This window comes from Cupriavidus gilardii, from assembly GCF_013347325.1.
Lineage (GTDB): Bacteria > Pseudomonadota > Gammaproteobacteria > Burkholderiales > Burkholderiaceae > Cupriavidus > Cupriavidus gilardii.
This window is the reverse complement of the sequence record NZ_CP054624.1, coordinates 843,102-862,275: the sequence shown is the minus strand read 5'-3', so window position 1 is coordinate 862,275 and position 19,174 is coordinate 843,102. Positions and strand designations below refer to the sequence as shown.

24 protein-coding genes are annotated in these 19,174 nt (G+C 67.7%); 1 reads left to right on the top strand and 23 read right to left on the bottom strand.

Features of this window, described 5'->3' with window-relative positions:
• Nucleotide 1: 1 nt before the first annotated feature.
• The 23 genes from FOB47_RS04050 to FOB47_RS03940 all read right to left on the bottom strand — a co-directional run bounded on the left by FOB47_RS04050 (nucleotide 2) and on the right by FOB47_RS03940 (nucleotide 17,619).
• On the bottom strand, nucleotides 2–1,507 hold the full coding sequence (locus FOB47_RS04050; RefSeq protein WP_174780026.1) for an EscC/YscC/HrcC family type III secretion system outer membrane ring protein: 1,506 nt from the start codon (nucleotides 1,505–1,507) through the stop codon (nucleotides 2–4).
• Complete coding sequence (locus FOB47_RS04045; RefSeq protein WP_174780025.1) at nucleotides 1,504–1,935, bottom strand: hypothetical protein; 432 nt, start codon at nucleotides 1,933–1,935, stop codon at nucleotides 1,504–1,506. Before FOB47_RS04045 ends, FOB47_RS04050 begins: the two co-directional genes overlap by 4 nt.
• 119 nt (nucleotides 1,936–2,054) lie before the next feature.
• Nucleotides 2,055–3,494, bottom strand: coding sequence for a lytic transglycosylase domain-containing protein (locus FOB47_RS26360; protein WP_420839241.1), 1,440 nt, complete (start codon nucleotides 3,492–3,494; stop codon nucleotides 2,055–2,057).
• Nucleotides 3,495–3,520: 26 nt separating this feature from the next.
• Nucleotides 3,521–4,774, bottom strand: a complete 1,254-nt coding sequence (locus FOB47_RS04035; protein WP_174780024.1) for an EscU/YscU/HrcU family type III secretion system export apparatus switch protein — start codon at nucleotides 4,772–4,774, stop codon at nucleotides 3,521–3,523.
• Nucleotides 4,771–5,562, bottom strand: a complete 792-nt coding sequence (sctT, locus tag FOB47_RS04030) for a type III secretion system export apparatus subunit SctT (protein ID WP_151021927.1) — start codon at nucleotides 5,560–5,562, stop codon at nucleotides 4,771–4,773. The genes FOB47_RS04035 and sctT overlap by 4 nt, the downstream gene beginning before the upstream one ends.
• Nucleotides 5,563–5,832 carry a type III secretion system export apparatus subunit SctS gene (sctS, locus tag FOB47_RS04025; RefSeq protein WP_006579921.1) on the bottom strand — a complete coding sequence of 90 codons (270 nt, stop codon included), beginning with the start codon at nucleotides 5,830–5,832 and terminating at the stop codon, nucleotides 5,563–5,565.
• On the bottom strand, nucleotides 5,829–6,479 hold the full coding sequence (gene sctR, locus FOB47_RS04020) for a type III secretion system export apparatus subunit SctR (RefSeq protein ID WP_053824663.1): 651 nt from the start codon (nucleotides 6,477–6,479) through the stop codon (nucleotides 5,829–5,831). The genes sctS and sctR overlap by 4 nt, the downstream gene beginning before the upstream one ends.
• An 81-nt stretch (nucleotides 6,480–6,560) precedes the next feature.
• A complete protein-coding gene (locus FOB47_RS04015; RefSeq protein ID WP_174780023.1) occupies nucleotides 6,561–6,809 on the bottom strand; it encodes a FliM/FliN family flagellar motor switch protein in 249 nt (82 codons plus the stop codon).
• Between the two features lie 33 nt (nucleotides 6,810–6,842).
• Nucleotides 6,843–7,778 carry a hypothetical protein gene (locus FOB47_RS04010; protein WP_174780022.1) on the bottom strand — a complete coding sequence of 312 codons (936 nt, stop codon included), beginning with the start codon at nucleotides 7,776–7,778 and terminating at the stop codon, nucleotides 6,843–6,845.
• On the bottom strand, nucleotides 7,765–8,301 hold the full coding sequence (locus tag FOB47_RS04005; protein WP_174780021.1) for a hypothetical protein: 537 nt from the start codon (nucleotides 8,299–8,301) through the stop codon (nucleotides 7,765–7,767). Before FOB47_RS04005 ends, FOB47_RS04010 begins: the two co-directional genes overlap by 14 nt.
• Nucleotides 8,298–8,693 (bottom strand): hypothetical protein, encoded by a 396-nt coding sequence (locus tag FOB47_RS04000; protein WP_174780020.1) that lies wholly within the window; start codon nucleotides 8,691–8,693, stop codon nucleotides 8,298–8,300. The genes FOB47_RS04005 and FOB47_RS04000 overlap by 4 nt, the downstream gene beginning before the upstream one ends.
• Nucleotides 8,693–10,015: a type III secretion system ATPase SctN gene (gene sctN / locus FOB47_RS03995; protein ID WP_244959284.1), complete on the bottom strand. Its 1,323-nt coding sequence runs from the start codon at nucleotides 10,013–10,015 to the stop codon at nucleotides 8,693–8,695. The genes FOB47_RS04000 and sctN overlap by 1 nt, the downstream gene beginning before the upstream one ends.
• Nucleotides 10,002–12,062, bottom strand: coding sequence for an EscV/YscV/HrcV family type III secretion system export apparatus protein (locus FOB47_RS03990; protein WP_276512680.1), 2,061 nt, complete (start codon nucleotides 12,060–12,062; stop codon nucleotides 10,002–10,004). Before FOB47_RS03990 ends, sctN begins: the two co-directional genes overlap by 14 nt.
• Complete coding sequence (locus FOB47_RS03985; protein WP_053824130.1) at nucleotides 12,059–12,253, bottom strand: hypothetical protein; 195 nt, start codon at nucleotides 12,251–12,253, stop codon at nucleotides 12,059–12,061. Before FOB47_RS03985 ends, FOB47_RS03990 begins: the two co-directional genes overlap by 4 nt.
• Nucleotides 12,250–12,618 (bottom strand): hypothetical protein, encoded by a 369-nt coding sequence (locus FOB47_RS03980; RefSeq protein ID WP_174780019.1) that lies wholly within the window; start codon nucleotides 12,616–12,618, stop codon nucleotides 12,250–12,252. The genes FOB47_RS03985 and FOB47_RS03980 overlap by 4 nt, the downstream gene beginning before the upstream one ends.
• 126 nt (nucleotides 12,619–12,744) lie before the next feature.
• Nucleotides 12,745–13,836 (bottom strand): TyeA family type III secretion system gatekeeper subunit, encoded by a 1,092-nt coding sequence (locus FOB47_RS03975; protein WP_174780018.1) that lies wholly within the window; start codon nucleotides 13,834–13,836, stop codon nucleotides 12,745–12,747.
• The gene (locus FOB47_RS03970; RefSeq protein WP_174780017.1) at nucleotides 13,833–14,618 is read right to left on the bottom strand and encodes a hypothetical protein; all 786 of its coding nucleotides are present in this window, start codon (nucleotides 14,616–14,618) and stop codon (nucleotides 13,833–13,835) included. The genes FOB47_RS03975 and FOB47_RS03970 overlap by 4 nt, the downstream gene beginning before the upstream one ends.
• A gap of 44 nt (nucleotides 14,619–14,662) precedes the next feature.
• On the bottom strand, nucleotides 14,663–15,283 hold the full coding sequence (locus FOB47_RS03965) for a type III secretion system domain-containing protein (RefSeq protein WP_174780016.1): 621 nt from the start codon (nucleotides 15,281–15,283) through the stop codon (nucleotides 14,663–14,665).
• Entirely contained in the window at nucleotides 15,276–16,016 is a 741-nt protein-coding gene (gene sctJ / locus FOB47_RS03960; protein WP_174780015.1) for a type III secretion system inner membrane ring lipoprotein SctJ, read from the bottom strand. The genes FOB47_RS03965 and sctJ overlap by 8 nt, the downstream gene beginning before the upstream one ends.
• Complete coding sequence (gene sctI / locus FOB47_RS03955; RefSeq protein ID WP_174780014.1) at nucleotides 16,013–16,339, bottom strand: type III secretion system inner rod subunit SctI; 327 nt, start codon at nucleotides 16,337–16,339, stop codon at nucleotides 16,013–16,015. The genes sctJ and sctI overlap by 4 nt, the downstream gene beginning before the upstream one ends.
• A gap of 36 nt (nucleotides 16,340–16,375) precedes the next feature.
• Nucleotides 16,376–16,684 carry a DUF1039 domain-containing protein gene (locus FOB47_RS03950; RefSeq protein WP_174780013.1) on the bottom strand — a complete coding sequence of 103 codons (309 nt, stop codon included), beginning with the start codon at nucleotides 16,682–16,684 and terminating at the stop codon, nucleotides 16,376–16,378.
• A 2-nt stretch (nucleotides 16,685–16,686) separates the two neighbouring features.
• Nucleotides 16,687–16,905 (bottom strand): EscF/YscF/HrpA family type III secretion system needle major subunit, encoded by a 219-nt coding sequence (locus tag FOB47_RS03945; RefSeq protein WP_082371780.1) that lies wholly within the window; start codon nucleotides 16,903–16,905, stop codon nucleotides 16,687–16,689.
• Between the two features lie 6 nt (nucleotides 16,906–16,911).
• A complete protein-coding gene (locus FOB47_RS03940) occupies nucleotides 16,912–17,619 on the bottom strand; it encodes a helix-turn-helix transcriptional regulator (protein WP_174780012.1) in 708 nt (235 codons plus the stop codon).
• A gap of 745 nt (nucleotides 17,620–18,364) precedes the next feature.
• Here FOB47_RS03940 and FOB47_RS03935 point away from each other — a divergent pair.
• Complete coding sequence (locus tag FOB47_RS03935; protein WP_174780011.1) at nucleotides 18,365–19,147, top strand: response regulator transcription factor; 783 nt, start codon at nucleotides 18,365–18,367, stop codon at nucleotides 19,145–19,147.
• The last annotated feature ends 27 nt before the right edge of the window (nucleotides 19,148–19,174 follow it).

Here is a 19,174-nt window from a genome sequence, read left to right as displayed (position 1 = left end):
TTCAGTTGAGGGCGTGCGGTTCCGCCTTGATCAGGAACAGCCGCACGACGCTCAGGTTCTCCCGGGTCTCGTTGCGGAACAGGCCGCCGACCAGCGGCAGGTCGCCCAGCAGCGGAATCTTGCGTTGGCCCTGGCGCTGCTTCTCCTCGACGAAACCGCCCAGCAGCAGGCTCTGGCCCGGCCGCAGGATCGCCTGCGTGGCAATGCCGGAATTGCGCACCTGCGGCAGCTGCTCGATGTTGTTGGCCGGCGGCTCCTGCCGGCCGTCCTGGATATCGAGCGTCAGCATTACCTCCTGCTCGCCTTGCATGTCGATCAGACGCGGGGTCACGCGCAGCAGCGAGCCGGCCGCGACCGAGGCCAGCTCGGCGACCTTGTTGCCCTGCAGCTTGGTGTAGAAGGTGATGTTGCGGTCGAGCACCGCCTGCACGTTGTTCAGCGTGACCACCGACGGGCGCGACAGCACCTTGGCCTTGGAGTTCTGCTCCAGCGCATTGATGCGGACGAAGAAGTCGGCGGTGTTGCTCAGCACCGTCGAGAAGGTGCCATCGGCGGCCGCGGCATTGCCGGCATTGAAGCTGATGCGCGACTTGCCCAGGCCGACGCTGCCGCCGATATCGAGGCCCAGCTCCCGCATGTCCGCCGCGTCCACGTCGATGATCGCCACCGAAATCTCGATCTGCCGCGGCCGCTGATCGAGCTGCCGGATCAGCTCGGCGTACAGCGGGATATTGGCCTTGCGGTCGCGCACGATCACCGCGTTGTTGCGCGCGTCGGCCGAGAAGGTCGGCTGCGTGCCGGCCGGCGGCACCACCTGCCCACTTTCGGTCGGTGCCGGGATCGCACGGCTGCGGACCATTTCGCGCAGCTCGGTGACCACGCCCGGAATCACGACCTGCTGGTCGCGGTAGGTGTAGGCGCCGTCGACGGCCGAGGCATAGCGCAGCGGAAAGACCTGCACGACCTCCTTGTTCTGCGTCTGATTCAGCGTCTTCTCGTCGAGGTCCTTGGCCAGCTTGCCGATCCGCTGCACGCAGACCGGCACGCCGAACACCTCGACCGCATTGAAATTGCTGACCGGCCGCACCGAGCAGGTACCGCCCTTGAACACGCCGGCCTCGCGCAGATACTGCGCCAGCTCGTTCGCATCGAGATAGGACGGCGTGACGACTTCGGTTCGAACCTCGCCGGCCTTGTAGGCATAGAGCACGCGGCCGTCGAAATACCAGGCGAGGTTGTACAGCTGCGCCAGCTGGTCGAGCAGCCGCTCCGGCTGGCGGCCTTCGAGCGTGCCGACGAAGGTATCGTTGACGTCCGGGCTGACGATCACCGGCACGCCATAGTTGGCGCCGAGATCGCGCAACAGCGCGGCGACCTTCATGCCGCGCGAAGACACCGAGAATTCCGGGCCAGACAGCCCCAGCGGGCCCGATGCCGCCTGCGCCTTCAGCGCGAGGACCAGGGCCGCGGCAACAAGCGACAGCCTGCCAAGCTGCATTGCGTTCATATCAATCTTCCAATCTCCGAACCCGGTCCGGCCGCTGCGGACTGCGCGCTCTCCGAAAGCCGGCGCGCCAGCGCCAGTTGCAGCGCAAGCCGTTCTTCCAGTTGCCTGGCTTCGATGTCGTGGTCGTAGCGATGCCACAGCAGCCACGCCTGGCCATCGATCGCCAGCGCGTCATCAATTGCGGCCGGTGTCGCCGCCAGCGACAGCGTCGCGTCATCGAGCCAGCCCTCGGCAGGTGCGGCGCCGAGCTCGAGCCGCAGGCCGACGCACAGTCCCGCCTCGAGCCACCACGCGCGGGCCGGCACACCGCCGACCTCGATCTGCGCGGTGGGCCCATTGGCGGCGATCACCGCGACACTGGGACAATCCATCAGCTTGCGCAGCCAGCCGGTGGCGCCGCGCTGGCCGGGAAGGGACGGCGGGTTCATCGATGCATCATCGGGTAGCGGCCGCGACGGCGTGATCCGGTCATGACCTGAAAGCCGCGCGCCGGCGCAGCGCGATGGTTGCGATGGCGGTGGTGGCGGCATGGTTTGCAGCAGCGACATCAGGCCGGTCCCCTGCGTACTGGCTCCGGAAGCGGCAAGCGCGTCCAGGTCGCCCCGTCGACGGACGCATCCGCCGCCATGGCCGGTACCGTGGCCGCCCTGTCGGTCGCCGTCCTGTCCGTCGCCGTCCTGTCGGTCGCCGTCCTGTCGGTCGCCGCCTCCTCCGTCGCCGCGCGGCTCGGCGGCCGCGCGCTCGACGTCAGCACCGCGCCGAGCCAGTTCGACACGGAGCGCAGCGCCGCATCGGCCTGCTGGCGTGCCACGGTGCCGTTGGTTCCGGCCCTTGCCGTGCGGGCCGCCTTTGCCCCGCCGCCATCGTCGGCACGGCTCGCGATCGTGCCGGCGGCTCGCGCGTCGGCAATACCACCGTTGCCACGGGCCTCGCCGCCGGCCGCCGGGATGGCTCGCAACGACGCTGCCTCGGTCCCCGCCGCCAGGCCGAGATGCGCCAGCACCTTGCTGACGTAGCCCTGCGTTTCGGCAAACGGCGGAATGCGGCGGCCGTACTTTTCGACCGCGCCCTCGCCGGCGTTGTAGGCCGCCAGCGCGAGGGTCAGGTCCTCGTCGAAGCGGTTCAGCAGCCAGCGCAGATACTGCGTGCCGGCGCTCAGATTGCTGCGCGGATCGCGCAGATCGGCGGCGCCGAAGCGTCGCCCGGTCGCGGGCATCACCTGCATCAGGCCGACCGCGCCCTTTGGCGAGCGCGCGTTCGGCTGGAAATTCGATTCGACCTTGATCACCGCCCGGACCAGATGCGGCGCGACATCGTGCCGGCGCGCGACTTCGTCGATCAGCTCGTCGTAGGCCGATGCCAGCCGCGTATTCGGCGGCGCCAGCGCCAGTTGCCCGTGGCGCGGCCGCATCGAGGCGCGCGCGCCGGGCAGGTCCCGGCTCGATACGCTGCCCTCTACAGCCAAATCTCGCTGGAAGGCGACGGTGCGCGCGTGCGGCGCCGCGGGCGCCGGCGGTGGCGCATCGGCGCGGGCCATCGGCGCTTCGACGGTCGGCGCGATGGCATCGAGACCGAGCACGCGCGCGTTGTCCTGCCCCATGGCGCGCGCGGCGTGCCGTGCCAACGTGCCGAGCGCCAGCCGGCCGACATCGACGCCCCCCCCGCCACGAGGTTGGCGGAGCGCAGGCGCAGGCGCGGCAGGTGCCGTCGGCATTGGCGATGTCGCGGCAGGCGATGCATCGCGCTCGCTATCGGCGATGGCCCTCGCCTCCCGCTCCGCGGCGCTCTGCACGGCCCAGACATTGCCGAACGCGCCGGCGCGCCGGCCACCGCCCTGGTCGTCGCCCGGCTCCGCTCGCGGCTCGATTGCGTTCCACGCCGCCGACGGCGCCGGATCGTCGGCGTGAGCAACGCCTGCCATCAGGCCGCCGAGCAAGGCGATCACCGGGACCGCCGTTATCGTCCTCATCACGAATGCGCTCTCCAATTTGGGAAACCGTCCCCGGTGCCGGCCTAGCGATCGGCAGGGCGACCGGGATCGGAACGTGGGCCGCGGCCGCCATCGCCGCGAGGATCGGCGCCACCGTCCGGGCCCGGCTTCGGGCTGGCGGCGTCGGTGTCGGAATCGGCTTCGGTGCCGGCTTCGGCGCCGCATTCCGAATCGGCGTCCGGTTCCGCGTCCGGTTCGTCGTCCGGATCGCCATCCAGATCGCCGTCCAGCGCCTCCTCCGCCTGCCTCATCTCGCTGACCAGGCTCAGGATCTCGGCCACCGGCTCGAACAGCTCGGCGGGGATGTAGTCGCCGATGTCGGTCCGCGCATACAGCCGGCGCGCGACATGGACCTGCTCGACCATCGGGACGCCTGCCTCTTCGGCGATCGCGATCATTCGTCTCGCGCGCGCATCCGCGCCCTTCTCGATGACCTGCGGCAGCGGCGTCTCGCCGGGCACGAAATACAGGCAGACCGCGACATGGGTGGGGTTGCGCACCACCGCGGTCGACCGCTTGACATTGGCCGCCATGCTGCCGCTCTGGATATCGCGATGGATCTCCTTGCGCTTGTGCTTGATGTGCGGGTCGCCCTCGGTGTTCTTGAATTCCTTCTGGATCTCGTCGCGGCTCATCATCAGCTGCCTGGTCAGGCTGCGCTTCTGGAACGCCAGATCGGCGATGGCGAACACCACGTAGAACAGCACCAGGATGGCCCACAGCCAGCCGATCAGCACGCCGGTGACCCGCAGCCCGCATTCGGTACCGCACAGCGGCAGGAACTGGAAGGAGTGGAGGTAGCGCTTGATCAGCAGATAGAAGGCAATGCCGAGGATCGACACCTTGAGCAGCGACTTGCCGAACTCGAACAGCGAGCGCAGCGAGAACAGCTGCTTCGCGTTCTTCAGCGGGCTGACGCGCTTCCCCTTTGGCTTGATGAACTTCGGCGCGAACAGCGGACCGATCTGCGCCATCACCACGCCGACGGTGGCCAGAACGAGCACGATGCCGACCGGCGCCAGCAGATGCAGCATCAGCATGCCGGTAACCGTCGCCACGCGCCCCATGGCGACGCGCAGCGGCTCGCCGATGCTGGCAATCGCCACCTCGATGATGTTCTGGAAGGCGTCGACGATGTCCTCGCCGCGCACCCAGAAATAGCCGAGCAGCACCGCCAGCTGGATGCCGGTGGCAATCTCCACGCTCTTGGCGATCTGGCCTTCCTGGCGCGCGTCGCGGATCTTCTTCGGCGTCGGCTGTTCGGTCTTCTCGCTCATCGCATGGTCCCGAGCAGATTGGCGACCACGCCGCCGAAGGCATCGAAGCGCTGCTGGAAGGCGCCGAGCGCGTAGCTCATGCCGATCGCCAGCACGAACAGCGCCAGCGCGCTCTTGATCGGCATCGCGACAAAGAACACGTTCAATTGCTGCGCCGAGCGGTTGACCAGGCCCAGCGCGGCGTCGATCAGCACCATCACCACCAGCGCGGGCAGCGCGAAGCCGATGCACAGCTCCATCATCATCTGCCACTGGTGCGCGATAAAGCCGGGGAAGCTCGCCGACAGATGCCAGCCGCCGAGCATCGGCATGCTCTGATACGACGCGTACAGCGCGGTCAGCATCGCGTTGAAGCCGCCGCCTACCAGGAACAGCACGGCAAGGACTTGCGTAAACAGCACGCCGAACACCGACGACTGTTCTTCCAGCATCGGGTTCAGCACCGACGCCATCGAGGTCCCCCGCACGGTATCGATCACGGTGCTGGCCATGTCGATCGCCCAGAACGGAATGGTCGCGCAGAAGCCCATCACCAGTCCGATCACGAACTCCTGCATCACCAGCACGGCGAGGGACGACACCGACAGCTCGCCGAGGCGGCCCGCGAGTTCGGCGGCATGCCCCAGCTGCATCGGCAGCGCGGGCAGCGCCATCACCAGCACCAGCGCATTGCGGATCAGGCCGCCGCCAAGCGCGCGTGCCGAGAACATCGGCATCAGCGCCAACATGCCGAGCGGACGCAGCATCGTCAGGGCGAGCGTCGGAACGATATGCTGCCAGCCGTCCACCTATTTCCCCATCACGGAAATCTGCTCGAACGCCATGTTCGTATAGCCGATCAGCGTCGCACCCATCCAGTGATAGGTCATCACCAGCGTGACGCAGACCGCGATCAGCTTCAGCAGGAACTGGATGGTCTGGTCCTGGACCTGGGTCAGCGCCTGCACGAGGCTGACCAGCACGCCGACCACCGAGGCCACGACGACCACCGGCAGCGACAGCATCAGCACCAGCCACAGCAGGTTGGATGCCAGCTGCGCAATGATTTCGTTGCTCATAGATAGGACTGGATCAGCTGGCCAAGCAACTTTTCCCAACCGCCGATCAGCACGAAGACCAGCAGCTTGATCGGCAGCGAGATCGTCACGGGGGACACCATCATCATCCCCATCGCCAGCAGCACGTTGGAGACGATCAGGTCGATGGCGACGAAGGGCAGGTACAGCAGCAGGCCGATCTTGAAGGCCTCGACCAGTTCGCTGACGGTGAACGCCGGAATCAGCACCACCAGCGAGTCGTCCGGGATCCGGTTGCGATAGGGCTCGGGCCACATCTTTTCGCCGATGTCCATGAAGAAACGGACCTGCTGCGGGCTCGCCTTGCCCTTGATGAACTCGCGGTAGGGTTCGAGCACACGGGTTTCGACCTGGCCGAACAGGTCCGGCGCTTCCATCCTGAGCGGATTGGCCTTCAGGTTGTCGCCGATCGCGATGCCCACCGGCGCCATGATGAACAGCGTCAGCACCAGAGACAGCCCGTAGATCGCCATGTTCGGCGGAATCTGCTGGATGCCCAGCGCATTGCGCAGGGTGGCCAGCACGATCGAGATCTTCAGGAAGGCCGTGCCCATCACGATGAACAGCGGCAGCAGCGACAGCGCGAACAGCAGCAGGATCAGCTGCAGAGGATGATCGGCAAGCGACATGATCTGGTCCGTGGGTGAGCGATCATTCTCGGCATGCCCGGCGAACGCCGGCATCGGGCCCATGCCTGAAATCACCGGCCTTCACTCGATCCGCATCACCAGCTTGTCGCCGACGCGCAGCAGCGTGCCGCTGGCGACCGCGTGCCCCGAGACCGTCAGCGTGACCCGGCCGTGGCTGGCATGGGCGAGCTCCAGCGTCTGCCCGGTCTGCAGCTCCCGCAGCGTATCGAGCGACAACGACAGGCGCCCCACTTCCGCCACCGCTGTCAGAACGATGTTGCCGTCGTCGAGCTGGCTGCCGCGCAGCGTGGCCTCGATCCCTTGTTCCATGCTGATTTCCTCGTTGCATGCGTGTTCGATATGCTAGGCGCCGTGCGCAAGGTACGCCAGCGCCAGCGGGCGTTCCGCGACCAGCCAGGCGTGGCCGTGCTCGATCGCGGCGGGCCGCTCCAGCACGACGCCGTCGCCCGGACTCAGCCTCGCGAGCTGTGCGCGGGTCAGGCGCACCCACCCCGCGGCCAGCGCGACGGGGATCGGCGGGATCGTCAGCGGCGGCCGGCGGTCCTCCATGGTTTGCGCCAGCGCGGCGATCCAGGTCTCGGGCCAGTCGAGCAGGCGCAGGTCCAGTTCGGCATCGGCGCGGCACAGCGTCAGCGTCGGCGCAATCGCGCGCACGCAGCTGCCTGGCTCGGCAGAGCAAAAGCGCGGCAAGCCCAGACCGGCCCGCCTGGCACGGTGCTGAAGCGGCAACAGCGTCCAATCGCCGAGCAATCCCAGCAGATCCGGCGGGATCTGCGGGAAACGCTGGACCGCCAGGCGCGGCGCCAGCCATTCGCACCAGGCTTCGGCGTCGACCCAGGCGCGGGCACGCTGCCCGTCGATCGATATCGACAGCACCACGCCGTCGCCACCGCTGGACTTCAGGTCCAGCACGATCGCGGCGCCTTCGGTGTGCGCGTCGGCGTCGTCGATGCCGCCAATACCGCCGATGCCATGGTCCCGCGCGCCGTCGCAGCGATCGGCATGAGGGTCAGGCAGGGGGTCAGCGTCGAATCCGTCGTCGAACGGATCGAGCCCACGGATCGGACCCCGCCGTGGATCCATCAGCGGATCCGTCATCGAATCAGCGAGCGGGTCGGGGGCATCGAGCCGCCGAAGCGCCTGCAGCGCGCCAGGTCCATCGCCGTCGGCACTGCCGCCGGCACCGGCGCGCCGGCCTCCGGCCGCGGCGTCGGACCGGCCCGGGCCGATCGCCCGCGCCAGTTCCAGGTCCTGGTCGCTCCATTCATCGAGCAGCATCGGCTACCTCCAATCGGATCACTTCACCGGTCTGCCTGGCCACCTCGTCGCTCAGCGACGCCTTCGCTTCGACCAGGCGCTTGTGCTGCTGGCGGTTCAGCGGCCGCAGCGTGACGACGACCTGCCCCGCGTGCAGCGATGCCTGCAGTTCCATGCCGGCCCAGGCGCCCCGCGTGAAGCGGACATGCAACGCGTTGCCGCTCAGCCGGGCCTGCGCGCCCGGTGCAAGGCGATCGGCCTCGAGCTCGCCGGACGCCGCCGTCGCGGTGCGGCCATCGCCCGGTCCACCGCAGGCCGCCGTCGCTGCCGGCTCGGCACGCGCAGCGCCGAGCATCTGCCACCATGCCGGTGGCACGGACGGGGGCACAGCGGCCTCGTCCGCTTCCGCGCCCCGTCCCCGGGCTCGCCTGCGCCGGCGCATCGCCGCATCGAACTGCGCCGTCTGCTGGGGTTCCACGTTGCGTCGCTCGTCGCGATCGCGGCCGCCCTTGGGCGGCGCGGTACCTACGGAAGCCACACTCATCGCTGCTCCTCGATCAGCGCGGCCAGCTTCTCCTGGCCGCGCAGGTTTTCCTTCAGCGCCTGGGCAAGACGTGCCGCCTGCGCCTGGCAATCGGCGAGCTGATCGGCGAGCTTGCGCAGCGCAGACTGCAGCTGCTGTTCGCGCTGATAGAAATCGGCGAACCGTTGCTTGAGCTTGTGGAAGTCGCGCGGGCCGACCGCCTGCTCGGTCTGGTTGGCGGCGCGCCACTGCGCGCGCAGTTCGGCCTGCTCGGCCTTGCGGGTATCGGACTGCTGCCGGCATTCGCGCATGTCCGCCTCGATACGGCGGGCGCGATGACGCAGCACGCCTTCGCGGCACGTCTTGATGGTGCGCAACTGCTCGAGCATCTGCGCGGTGCTGGGCCTGGCCATCATCCCTCCACGACCTGCCGCAGCTGGCGCAACGTGTCCTGGTAGTCGGCGCGCTCGCCGGTCGCCTGGCAAAGGAAGGCGTCGAGGCCGGCGCGACGGTCCAGCGCGTCGTCCGCCTCGGCGTCGTGTCCGCGTTCGTATTCGCCGACCCGCACCAGCAGTTCGATTTCCTTGTACTGGGCCAGCAGCCGGCGTGCCTTTCCCGCCCACTGCCGATGCGGTTCGCTGGTGACCTGGTGCATCACGCGGCTGATGCTGGCCGGGATATCGATGGCCGGATAGTGGTTCTTCTCCGCGAGCTCGCGCGACAGCACGATATGGCCGTCCAGGATCGAACGGACCTCGTCGGCGATCGGCTCGGTCATGTCGTCGCCTTCGACCAGTACGGTATAGATGCCGGTGATGCTGCCGTGGGCCGCGCAGCCGGCCCGCTCCAGCAGGCGCGGCAGGCGCGCGAACACGCTGGGCGGGAAGCTGCCGGCGGCCGGCAGCTCGCCGGCGGCCAGGCCGATCTCGCGGCCGGCGCGGGCAAAGCGCGTCAGCGAATCGACCATCAGCAGCACGTTCAGGCCCTGATCGCGGAAGTACTCGGCGATGGTGGTCGCGGTATAGACCGCCTTCAGGCGTTCCAGCGCCGGACGGTCCGAAGTGGAGACCACAACCACCGACCGCTCCCTGGCCTCGGCGGTCAGCGTCTGGTCGAGAAACTCCCGCACCTCCCTGCCGCGCTCGCCCACCAGTCCGAGTACCACCACATCGGCCAGGCTGCCGTCGCAGATCATGCCCAGCAGCGTGCTCTTGCCCCCGCCCGCGGCGGCAAAGATGCCGATCCGCTGGCCGCGGCCGCAGGTCAGCATGCCGTCGATCGCGCGCACGCCCAGCGGCAGCACCTGGTCGATCAGCGTGCGCGTCAGCGGATCGGGCACCGCGGCCTCCAGCGCGCGCGTCTCGCATGCGGGCGGCACCGGCGGACCACTCATCCGGCGGCCCAGTCCGTCGACCACCGAGCCGATCAGGTGCGGCCCGACCGGAATGCGATGCTCGGTGCCGAGCGGACGCACCAGCGCGCCGCAGCTCATGCCGATCGGCTCTGAGAATGGCGACAGCAGCGCGATCTCCCGCTGCAGGCCGACCACCTCCGCCTGCACGTCGGCGCCGATCAGGCAAAGCTCGGCCAGCGCCGCGTCGGGCAGGCTGGCCTTGATCAGCGTGGGTCCGACTTCGACCACCCGGCCGAAACGCTCCACGCCATCGTCCAGCGCCGGCAGCGTCAGGCGGCCGGCCACCAGGGAGACGATCGCATCGACGTCAGGCATACGCATCGTCGTACTCTCCGATCATGTCGATATTGCCGAGCACGTGCAGCTGCACGTCGTCGCCCAATTCCTGGTACGACAACACCGGCACGCTGAACAGCTCCCGCTCGAGGAACTTGCGCAGGAAGCGGCGCACATCGATCGCGGTGACCAGCGCGCCCTCCATGTCCTCGCGGCCGGCAATGCCGGCCTTGATGCGCGCGACGATCGCTTCGATCTGGTCGCCCTGCAACGTCGAATAGGCGCCGGCGGCGGTCTGGCGCACCGAGTCGCGGATCACGTTCTCGATGCCGTCGCCGATCAGCCAGACGTTGATGCGCCCTTCGCCGCGCGCATGGCGCCCGACGATCTGGCGTCGCAGCGCGACGCGGACGTACTCGGTCAGCATCACGGTCTCCTTCTCCTTCGGCGACCACTCGATCAAGGCCTCGAAGATGGTGCGCAGGTCGCGGATCGAGATGCCTTCCGCCACCAGCCGCTGCAGCACCTCGGAGACCTTGCTGATCGGCAGCTGGCGCTGCAGCTCCTTGACCAGCTCGCCGTAGCGGGCCTCCATCGCGTCCATCAGATAGCGGGTTTCTTGCACGCCGATGAATTCGTCGGCAAAGCGGTCGACGGCGAGCGCGGCGGCGTACGACACGGCCTGCGCGCCGGCAAGCAGCGACAATCCTGACTGCGCCAGCGAGGCATGGTGCTCGGGGGCGATCCATTGCAGCGTCAGTCCGCCGAACGGCAGGTTGTCGACGCGCTCGGCGATCGGCATGGCGCTGGACTGGCGAGCCAGCAGCAGCCGGCCTGCCGGCATGGCGACCTTCAGCACCGGCTCGCTGTACAGCAGCACGCTGAAGCTGCCTGAGGGCAAGCCTGCGTCGACGGCCATGTCGACCTTCGGCAGCGCGACACCGAGCCGCTCGAACTTCTGCCAGCGCAGCGCCTCCAACGCGTCGGCCAGGCCCGGCAGCGCCGCCACATCCTTGGCCAGCTTCAGCGACAGCGGCTCCGCACCGGGGGTCATGCGGGCATCGCCGTCTCCGTCGGTGGCCGCCCCGCCCTGGTCGGCGCTGTTGGCGGCGGCGACCCGAGCGCGGCGGCGCGCATGGAACGCGATCAGCCCCAGCAGCACGCCCAGCGGCATGAAGATCGCCGCGGGAAAGCCCGGCACCAGCGCGAACAGCAGCAGCACGCCGGCGGCGATCATCAGCGCGTTGGGCTGGCGCGAGAACTGGTTGACCAGGTCCTGCGCCAGGTTTTCGCGCTTCTCGCCAGGCACGCGCGTCACGACGATACCGGCGGCAATCGAGATGATCAGCGCCGGGATCTGCGCGATCAGGCCGTCGCCGATCGACAGCACCGAATAGACCTCGAGCGCCTTGCCGACGCCCATATCGTGCTGCATCGTGCCGACCGCGATGCCGCCGACGATGTTGACGAGGATCACGATGATGCCGGCGATCGCGTCCCCCTTGACGAACTTCATCGAGCCATCCATCGCGCCATACAGCTGGCTCTCCTTCTGCACCAGCTGCCGCTGGCGCTTGGCTTCGCTGGCGTCGATCGTGCCGGCACGCAGATCGCCATCGATGCTCATCTGCTTGCCGGGCATCGCGTCGAGCGAGAAGCGCGCCCCCACTTCCGCCACGCGCTCCGCACCCTTGGTGATCACGATGAACTGCACCACCGTGATGATCGAGAACACGATGATGCCGACCGCGAGATTGCCGCCGACGACGAAATTGCCGAAAGCGGTGACGATTTCGCCCGCGTCGTGCTGCAGCAGGATCAGACGGCTGGTGCTGACGGTCAGCGCGAGGCGGAACAGCGTCGTGATCAGCAGCAGCGACGGCAGCGCGGACAGGTCCAGGGGATCGCGCACATAGATCGCCGTCATCAGCAACAGCAGCGCGAGTCCCAGGTTGATGGCGATCAGCAGGTCGACCAGGATGGTCGGCAGCGGCAGGATCATCATGAAGACCGCCACCATCAGCATCACGGCCAGCACCACGTCCTGCCGGCCGCCGACGGTGGCGAGCCAGGTACTGAGGCGCTTGATCACGGCCGTTCCCCGCCTCGTGCCACGCGTCGTGCCCGCGCGACGCGACGGAATACGTCGCCCAGCACAGCGGCGGCCCGGCAGCCGAGGCCGAAGCCCACCGCGCCGAGCACCAGCGCCAGTGCCAGCGCGACGATCGCGGTGCTCCAGAGCAGCGCCAGCGGCAACAACAACGCCGCGAAGACGAACCTCATGCTTCCTCCTTCGTGCAGGCTTCCAGCAGCCTGCGTTGTGCCCGGACGGTCCGGTACCACAGCTCCGCGCCGCTGCCAGCCGGCATCGCACCCGACACGAACAGGCAGTCGTCGACGCGGAACACCCGCAGCGGCACGCCCGCCATGCAGGCCGGCGACCAACGCGTCAGCAGCGAGCGCAGCGCGGCGTCGGCCACATAGGGATCGACCGTCCGCATCGTCGACAGCAGCACGCGGCGGTCGCGTACTTCCATGAACACCTGGATCTCGCCGTCGCGTATTTCGACCCGCGGCTCGATCGTGACGGGCTTGACGTCCATCAGCCGAAACAAATTCTCCAGATTGCGCAGCGTTCCAATATCCATCGGTGATCCAGGCACGACCCCGGCGGCGCGAGCCACCGTACGCGCTTGCTGTCCTCATTGCTTGCTGTGTCGCCATCGTGCGCGGCAGGCGCGGCACGCGGCATCGGGCGGATACCTGAAGGCGCGTCAGCCCGTGGCGTCGCCCTCGGCAGGGTCCGCGTTCTCGGCGCGGTCGTTGAACTCGTTCAGTGCGGTCAGCACCTGCTGCCGGTGATCGTCGTCGCGGAAGCACGGCTCGGGCAGCAGCTTGGCCAGGCGGGTGATGTCCCGCGCCAGCTTGAAGCCGCGCTCGCGGCCCAGCTGCATGCCCTCGATCTCGCCGCGGATCCAGTCGTGGTAAAGCCACGGCTGGTCGACCATGCGAATCAGCAGCCGCAACACCGTATCGGGCTCGACCGGCGGTTCGCCAAGGGCACGCGCGATCCGGCCGCATTGCTCCTCGCATCCGAGGAAGACCAGCAGGCGTTTCAGGTCGCGCACTACCGCGGCGAGCTTGATGCCCTCGGCCGCATCGTCCTCGATCCCGCTCAGTTCGGCGCCCAGCGCGCGGATCAGCACCTTGACCTTGCGCCGACGCTCGCCGATGCCGGCCAGCTGGTCCAGGAACGCCGCCATGCCCTGCTGCACCACACCGGCGCGCTGATACAGCGACTTCAGCTGCGACATCAGTTCCGGCGTCATCGCGCCGAACTCGAGCCAGCCAAGCATGGCCAGTTCCCAATCGCCGCTGGCGCCGAGCCGCCGCTCCAGCGCCTCCTCCAGCCGGCTGCGCTTGCGTCCCGGCCGGTGCTGCTGCGCCATTGCGGCGAGCAGCAATGCCATCGCCGCGGGATGCAGCTCGCTGCGTTCGATCGCGGCGAACAGGCTGTCGACGTCGTCGATGTCGCCGAACTGCTGCAGCAGCTGCTCGATGCGGGGGTCCTTGTTGGCCAGCAGCGACTTGGCCAGCTTGCCGACGAAGGCCCGCGCCAACAGCGCATCGTTGCGGCGGTCGCCGCGCAGCACTGCATGCAGCTTGGACGAGTGCACGTTGTTGAGACCGGCTTCGTGCAGACGGCGGGAAGCATTGAGCGCGCGCGCCGCGAGATCCATCGCGGAACGGGCCGGACTGACCTGCTGCGGCCCGCGGCTCGCCGTACCGCCGCCCTGTCCTGGAAGAATCGCCGGCGCGGGGCCGGTTGGAATGGCGGGCTTGGCGCCCTGTACCTTCGGGTTCATGCGAGCCATCCCGTCGAATCGGCATCCGGCACGCCGGGGTCGCGTTGCGGTGGCGGCAGCCGGCGTCTTGCCATCTGGTTCAGATCGTCCACGAGGCCGTCGAGATGGTTCGCGAGGGCATCCGGATCGTTTTCGTCGTGGCTCTCGCTGACCCCGTCAGGCTCGCTTTCACTCGGGCTCGCTGGGCTTGGCTCGACGCCAATCGCCGCCAACAGGACGGACAGATGGCGGTCCAGATCGATGCGCAGCTGGACGTAGGGGCTGTCGATCAGTGCCTGGCCGGAGGCCAGCGCTGGCTCGGCGCTGATGGTGAATCCCGGCTCCGCCGGCAGTCGCGCCGCCACCGTGGCGACGTCGTCGGGACACAGCCGCAAGGTAAAGGCGCCGTGCGAGGACAGTTCCCGCCAGCGTGCCGCCACGCGCCATGCGATCAACGCCGCGCGCTCGGCCTCGCCGGCGAAGCTGGCGACCGCATCGGCGATTACCCTCCGGCATCGCGACTCGAGCCGCTGCGCGATGACCGCCTCCAGTTCGTCTTCGCGCACCAGCCAGCGCAGCACGTCCTCGCAGATCGCGTCGTGGGCCGCCCGCGCCGCCGCCTCCGCGCGTCGCTCGCCCTCGTCCATGGCTTCGGCCAGGATCTGCTCGGCCTGAAGGCGAGCCCGCGCTCGATGGCGCCGGCTGGCCAGCAGCACCGCGGCGGCCCGCGACCGGTTGCGGCGCAGCACCGCGGCCGCGTCGATGTATTGCGCGAGCATTGCCGCCGGCACGATGCCGCTCACGGGCAACTCGCCGCGCACCGCGGCGATCGTCAGTCCAAAGGGATTCATAGCAGACGTTCCAGACGAAACAGCATCGGCAAGGCAAGACCGGCCGGGGATGTCGCCAGCAATGGGCCCGGCGGTGGCAGGCAGATCGACAAGGCCTGCCAGACGGTGCTGCCGGGCAATGTCTGGTCCAGCCACAACCTGCCGAGTTCGCGCAGCCATTCGACGATCTGCTCGGGCGGCCGGCTCAGGGCCTCACCCTTGCCGTCGGGCACCAGCGCAGCCAGCTGGTCGCAGCCGTCGTCGCCCAGTACCGCCAGCAATTGCCGGCGGTAATCGCCCAGCAGCAACAGTTCGGGGGCCCGCGCGGCCACCGCTCCGAGCGCGACAAGCAGCATCGGCAAACGCGGCTCCGTGGCCAGCAGGCGGCGCTGCTCGTCCGACAAGGTGGCGGGCAGCGGCGCCGAGGGGAAACCGCGGCGCTGCACGATCAGCGCATCGAGCGCCCGCCGGCTGCCTGGATGGCGCCGATAGTCGTCTTGCCAGGCGTCCAGCCCGAGATAGCCCCACCATCCCCGGTGCATCACCGCGCCGGGCCGCCACGCGAGAGCATGCAGCCGCTGCACCGCGGGGCACAGGCCGTGTTGCACGCGTGCCTCGGCGTTGGCGGCATCAGACATCGGCACTCCTCTTCCGACGGGCGATCCACAGCGACAGTCCCGCCATGCCGCACAGGGCCAGCACGCCGCCGGCCACCGCGGCCGCTGCCTGCGCCGGCTGCGCCTGCAGCCACTGGCGCCAGCGCGGCGCGGGCGCCTCGACCGCGGGCGGTTGATAGCGGTAGTCGGCGGCCTGCATCACCACGCTGATCTGATCGGACGCGATATCGGGGATGCCATCGCGGATCAGACTGCGGATCTGCACCTCATAGTTGCCGAGGTTGAACTGCGGCGAATACTTGATGAAGACCGCCGCCGACGGCGTGCCGGTCGGCTTGCCGTTTTCATCGACTTTCTGCGCGATCGACACCTTCGCGCCGATCACGCCGTCCATCGCCGAGATCATGCTCTCGAGCTGCTGCTCCTTGAGCAACTGCATCTTGGCGCGCTCCTGCGCGGGCGATGTCACCAGCTGGTTCGACGGAAACAGGTCTTCCATGCCAAGCCGCTTGTGATGCGGATAACCGTTTTGCCGCAGCACCTCGACGGCATTGATGAATTCGCCCTTGTCGACGCGCAGCGTCACCGTGCCGCCTTTCTCGACCACCTTGTCCGCCGGGATATGGCGCAGCATCAGCAGGGCCAGCATCTGGTTGGCCTCGGCCTCGCCGACGTTCGAGTACAGCGTCATCTTGCAGCCGGCCATGCTGATGGTGGCGAGCACGGCCAGGGCGATCGTGCGGAAGCGCTTCATTGCATCGTCGTCAGCTTGTTGATCGATTGCGACAGCGTTCCCGCGATCTTCGCGATCAGGTCGACGCCGTTGCGCATCTCGAGCAGCGCCTGCTGCGCCCGCTTCATCGCGGCAGGATCGAGCGCGGTGCCGGCGCCGATCGCCTCGACCTTGGCGGAAACCGCGGCATCGGCCTTGCGCATCGCGTCGGCGACGATGGCCTCGGGCTTTGGCACGCGGGCCGACATCGCCTCCATGAACGCCTGGATGTCGGCCGCCGCCGGTTCCTTGCCGGCCGTGCTGGCCAGCATCTGGCCGGCGATGGTGATGGGGTCCATATTCATGAGTGAAAGCCTTCGATACTCGGTGAGCGCGCCCGCTCAGTGCCTCGTGCGGGGCGACGGCGCGATGACACGGGGCGCGGTGGCGTCATCGCGCCGGGCCGCGATCAGCATCGCCAGCAGCAGCGCCGGCGGATCGCCGCGGTCGCCCAGGCAGGCACGCGCCTCGACGAGCCGGCCGCTGTGCATGTAGAGATGCGCGCGGCAGATCGCGCGATCCTGCTCGTCGTCGACCAGCAGGTGCAACGTATCGAGAAAGACGTCGATCTCGCCGTGCAGGCGCTGGTTGCCGGCGGCGAACGCCAGCTCGACCAGCAGGCGCCTGACCTCGGCTGGCAAGCGCTGCATGGCTAGATCTTCTGGATGATGCCGGCGATGGTGTCGTGCATCGCCTTGATGATCGAGCTTTGCAGCGCGGTCATGTTGGTAAAGGCGGCCGTCATCTTCTGGGCCAGGATGAAGTCGGTGGTCTCGCCGGTGCTCACCGCGCGCTGCACCGCTTCGGCCATGTTGAAACCGGCGGACGCGACCGGACCGTCCATGCCATCGATCATTGTGTTCAGACTCATCGCCTTCTATTCCTCGTTTGCCGCGTCGTTGATACTCTGGTGGTGTTGCCGCAGCAGACGAGGGCTGGCCTCGTAGCGGCGGCGGAAGCTGACGCTGAAATGCGCATGGCTGTTGAAGCCGCACTCCTGCGCGATATCGGTGACCTTCATCGACGTCAGCAACAGCAGCTCCCTCGCCCGCTGCAGCCGGCGCTCCAGCAGCCAGTTCTTGGCCGATACGCCGAACTTCTCGTAGAACATCACGTTCAGCTTGCGTACCGGGATGCCGAGCGCCTTGGCGTACTGGGTGACTGGCCACGCGCTCCTGCTGTTCTCCTCGATGAACTCGAAGAAGTCGCGGCTGCTGTCGATCAGATGGTGCAGAAGCCGGGAGAAGTATTCCGGCTCCGTTCCCATGCAGTAGACATAGGCGAAGCGCAGCATCGCGCGCGGCTCGACGGCACCGAGATGCCGGATCACGTTGATCGTTTCCTCGGGCACCGTGATCCGTTTGACCGGTTCTCGCCAGAACTGCGTGCCTCGTCGGTAGCGGCTCGCCAGTTCATGCAGCTCGCGGTAGATGTCCTGGAAGTCCCCTGAATGGAAGACGTAGGTATCGATGCCATCGCGCGCCGGAATCGCCGTCGCATTGCCGTTGGTGAAAACCAGGCTGCATGCCGGCACTTCGTGCGTCTCGCCGTTGCACTCGATTCGGCCGGACCGGCTGAAGATCATTAGCTTGACTGCCCCCATCTTTCCCTCGAACACTCGTGCTCAGTGGCTGCATCATTCCATCGCCGAACCTGGAGACCGATCCGGTGATGACCTGAAAGACGTCGCTGTCCGGCGTCGTTTCGCGTCGTTTCGATGCCTTCGATTCGATGCGTTGAGCGGCGCCGGACAGCGCATCGATATCAAACCATTTATCGAATGAACTTTGAGAATTTGAGGGTCTACTCGAATCGTTTAGAGAAAGTCTTGATCGATTTCTTATAACTTCTTTCTCGCAACCCGACGTGTGCGACGCCTACGGCGGTTTGCGTGCGGGAACGCACGGTTCAAGATGTCGCGATCGCGCGTGCGGATGGTTGAATCTTGCGATCACGCGCTTTGCGTTGCGACTTCCCGTCGGCAACGACACAGCCAAAAAAAATCCGCCTGTGACAGGCGGACAAAGCAGAGGCGGGGAGGCCGGAAACGGGTCCGACCGGCGCGAAGTGTCGTCTTCCATCGCTGCCGGCACATCAGAAAATCGCACGTGATTTCCGATTCAGGACAGCGACCGCCACGTCGAGATCCGGTCACTCCACGGCCGACAGCATCGAGGACGCACCGATGGGGACAAGCGCCACTTCCCTGCCGAATTCGGCGGCGGTATAAGTGAGGCCGCAGCGCGCGCCAGGCCGTCCGCGCGTTCACGGAGCGGCACCGTGCCGAAGTCTCTCCCGCTTATCTTTCGGCGGCATATCGAGCGGAAATCATGCGCATCCTTCTGATTGAGGACGATCTGCAGATCGGCACCAGCCTGATGCGCGCGCTGAAGGAAAACCTGCAGTGCAGCGTCGACTGGGTGCGCGACGGCGTCGCCGGCCAGCAGGCGGTCGAGCACGGGTCCTACACGATCATCCTGCTGGACCTGGGCCTGCCGCGCATCGGCGGCCTCGATCTGCTGCGGCGGCTGCGGGTACAAGGCAATCAGACGCCGCTGCTGATCCTGACCGCCCATGATGACCTCGACACACGGGTGCAGGGGCTCGACGCCGGCGCCGACGATTTCGTGCTGAAGCCCTTCGAGGTTCCGGAGCTGCTGGCGCGCATGCGCGCGGTGCTCCGGCGCAAGGCCGGCTATGCGACCTCGAGCCTGGGCGACGACACCATCCGGCTCAACCTCGATACGCGCAGCCTGACGGTCGATGGCCATACCGAAACGCTGTCCGCGCGCGAATTCGCGTTGATGCTGGCGCTGCTCGAACGGCCGGGCACGATCCTGTCGCGCAATCAACTCGAACAGAAGATCTATGGCTGGGGACAGGAAGTCGAAAGCAATGCCGTCGACGTGCTGATCTACTCGGTGCGCAAGAAATTCGGTGCGTCGGCCATCCGCAATGTGCGCGGCCTCGGCTGGACCGTTCTGCTGGGCGGCGACAAGCCCAGGCGCGATACGCCGGCCACGATGCCCGAATCGGGCAAGCAGGATGGCAGCACACCAGGCAACCTTCCCGACGATCCCTCGAGCGTCCCACCCAACGATCTTCCGAACTGAACGTCGCGGCCGTCCGGCGCGCACCAG

Excerpts from the sequence above, each read along its gene's own strand:
- FOB47_RS03975 (WP_174780018.1), bottom strand. The coding sequence starts at position 13,836 with ATGAACCCGAAGGTACAGGGCGCCAAGCCCGCCATTCCAACCGGCCCC.
- FOB47_RS03965 (WP_174780016.1), bottom strand. The coding sequence starts at position 15,283 with ATGTCTGATGCCGCCAACGCCGAGGCACGCGTGCAACACGGCCTGTGC.
- FOB47_RS03950 (WP_174780013.1), bottom strand. The coding sequence starts at position 16,684 with ATGCAGCGCTTGCCAGCCGAGGTCAGGCGCCTGCTGGTCGAGCTGGCG.
- FOB47_RS04050 (WP_174780026.1), bottom strand. The coding sequence starts at position 1,507 with ATGAACGCAATGCAGCTTGGCAGGCTGTCGCTTGTTGCCGCGGCCCTG.
- sctN (WP_244959284.1), bottom strand. The coding sequence starts at position 10,015 with ATGCGTATGCCTGACGTCGATGCGATCGTCTCCCTGGTGGCCGGCCGC.
- sctJ (WP_174780015.1), bottom strand. The coding sequence starts at position 16,016 with ATGAAGCGCTTCCGCACGATCGCCCTGGCCGTGCTCGCCACCATCAGC.
- FOB47_RS03940 (WP_174780012.1), bottom strand. The coding sequence starts at position 17,619 with ATGATCTTCAGCCGGTCCGGCCGAATCGAGTGCAACGGCGAGACGCAC.
- FOB47_RS04010 (WP_174780022.1), bottom strand. The coding sequence starts at position 7,778 with ATGCTGCTCGATGAATGGAGCGACCAGGACCTGGAACTGGCGCGGGCG.
- FOB47_RS03985 (WP_053824130.1), bottom strand. The coding sequence starts at position 12,253 with ATGAGGTTCGTCTTCGCGGCGTTGTTGTTGCCGCTGGCGCTGCTCTGG.
- FOB47_RS04035 (WP_174780024.1), bottom strand. The coding sequence starts at position 4,774 with ATGAGCGAGAAGACCGAACAGCCGACGCCGAAGAAGATCCGCGACGCG.
- sctI (WP_174780014.1), bottom strand. The coding sequence starts at position 16,339 with ATGAATATGGACCCCATCACCATCGCCGGCCAGATGCTGGCCAGCACG.
- sctR (WP_053824663.1), bottom strand. The coding sequence starts at position 6,479 with ATGTCGCTTGCCGATCATCCTCTGCAGCTGATCCTGCTGCTGTTCGCG.
- FOB47_RS03935 (WP_174780011.1), top strand. The coding sequence starts at position 18,365 with ATGCGCATCCTTCTGATTGAGGACGATCTGCAGATCGGCACCAGCCTG.
- FOB47_RS04045 (WP_174780025.1), bottom strand. The coding sequence starts at position 1,935 with ATGAACCCGCCGTCCCTTCCCGGCCAGCGCGGCGCCACCGGCTGGCTG.
- FOB47_RS03980 (WP_174780019.1), bottom strand. The coding sequence starts at position 12,618 with ATGGATATTGGAACGCTGCGCAATCTGGAGAATTTGTTTCGGCTGATG.
- sctS (WP_006579921.1), bottom strand. The coding sequence starts at position 5,832 with ATGAGCAACGAAATCATTGCGCAGCTGGCATCCAACCTGCTGTGGCTG.
- FOB47_RS03945 (WP_082371780.1), bottom strand. The coding sequence starts at position 16,905 with ATGAGTCTGAACACAATGATCGATGGCATGGACGGTCCGGTCGCGTCC.
- FOB47_RS04015 (WP_174780023.1), bottom strand. The coding sequence starts at position 6,809 with ATGGAACAAGGGATCGAGGCCACGCTGCGCGGCAGCCAGCTCGACGAC.
- FOB47_RS04005 (WP_174780021.1), bottom strand. The coding sequence starts at position 8,301 with ATGAGTGTGGCTTCCGTAGGTACCGCGCCGCCCAAGGGCGGCCGCGAT.
- FOB47_RS04000 (WP_174780020.1), bottom strand. The coding sequence starts at position 8,693 with ATGGCCAGGCCCAGCACCGCGCAGATGCTCGAGCAGTTGCGCACCATC.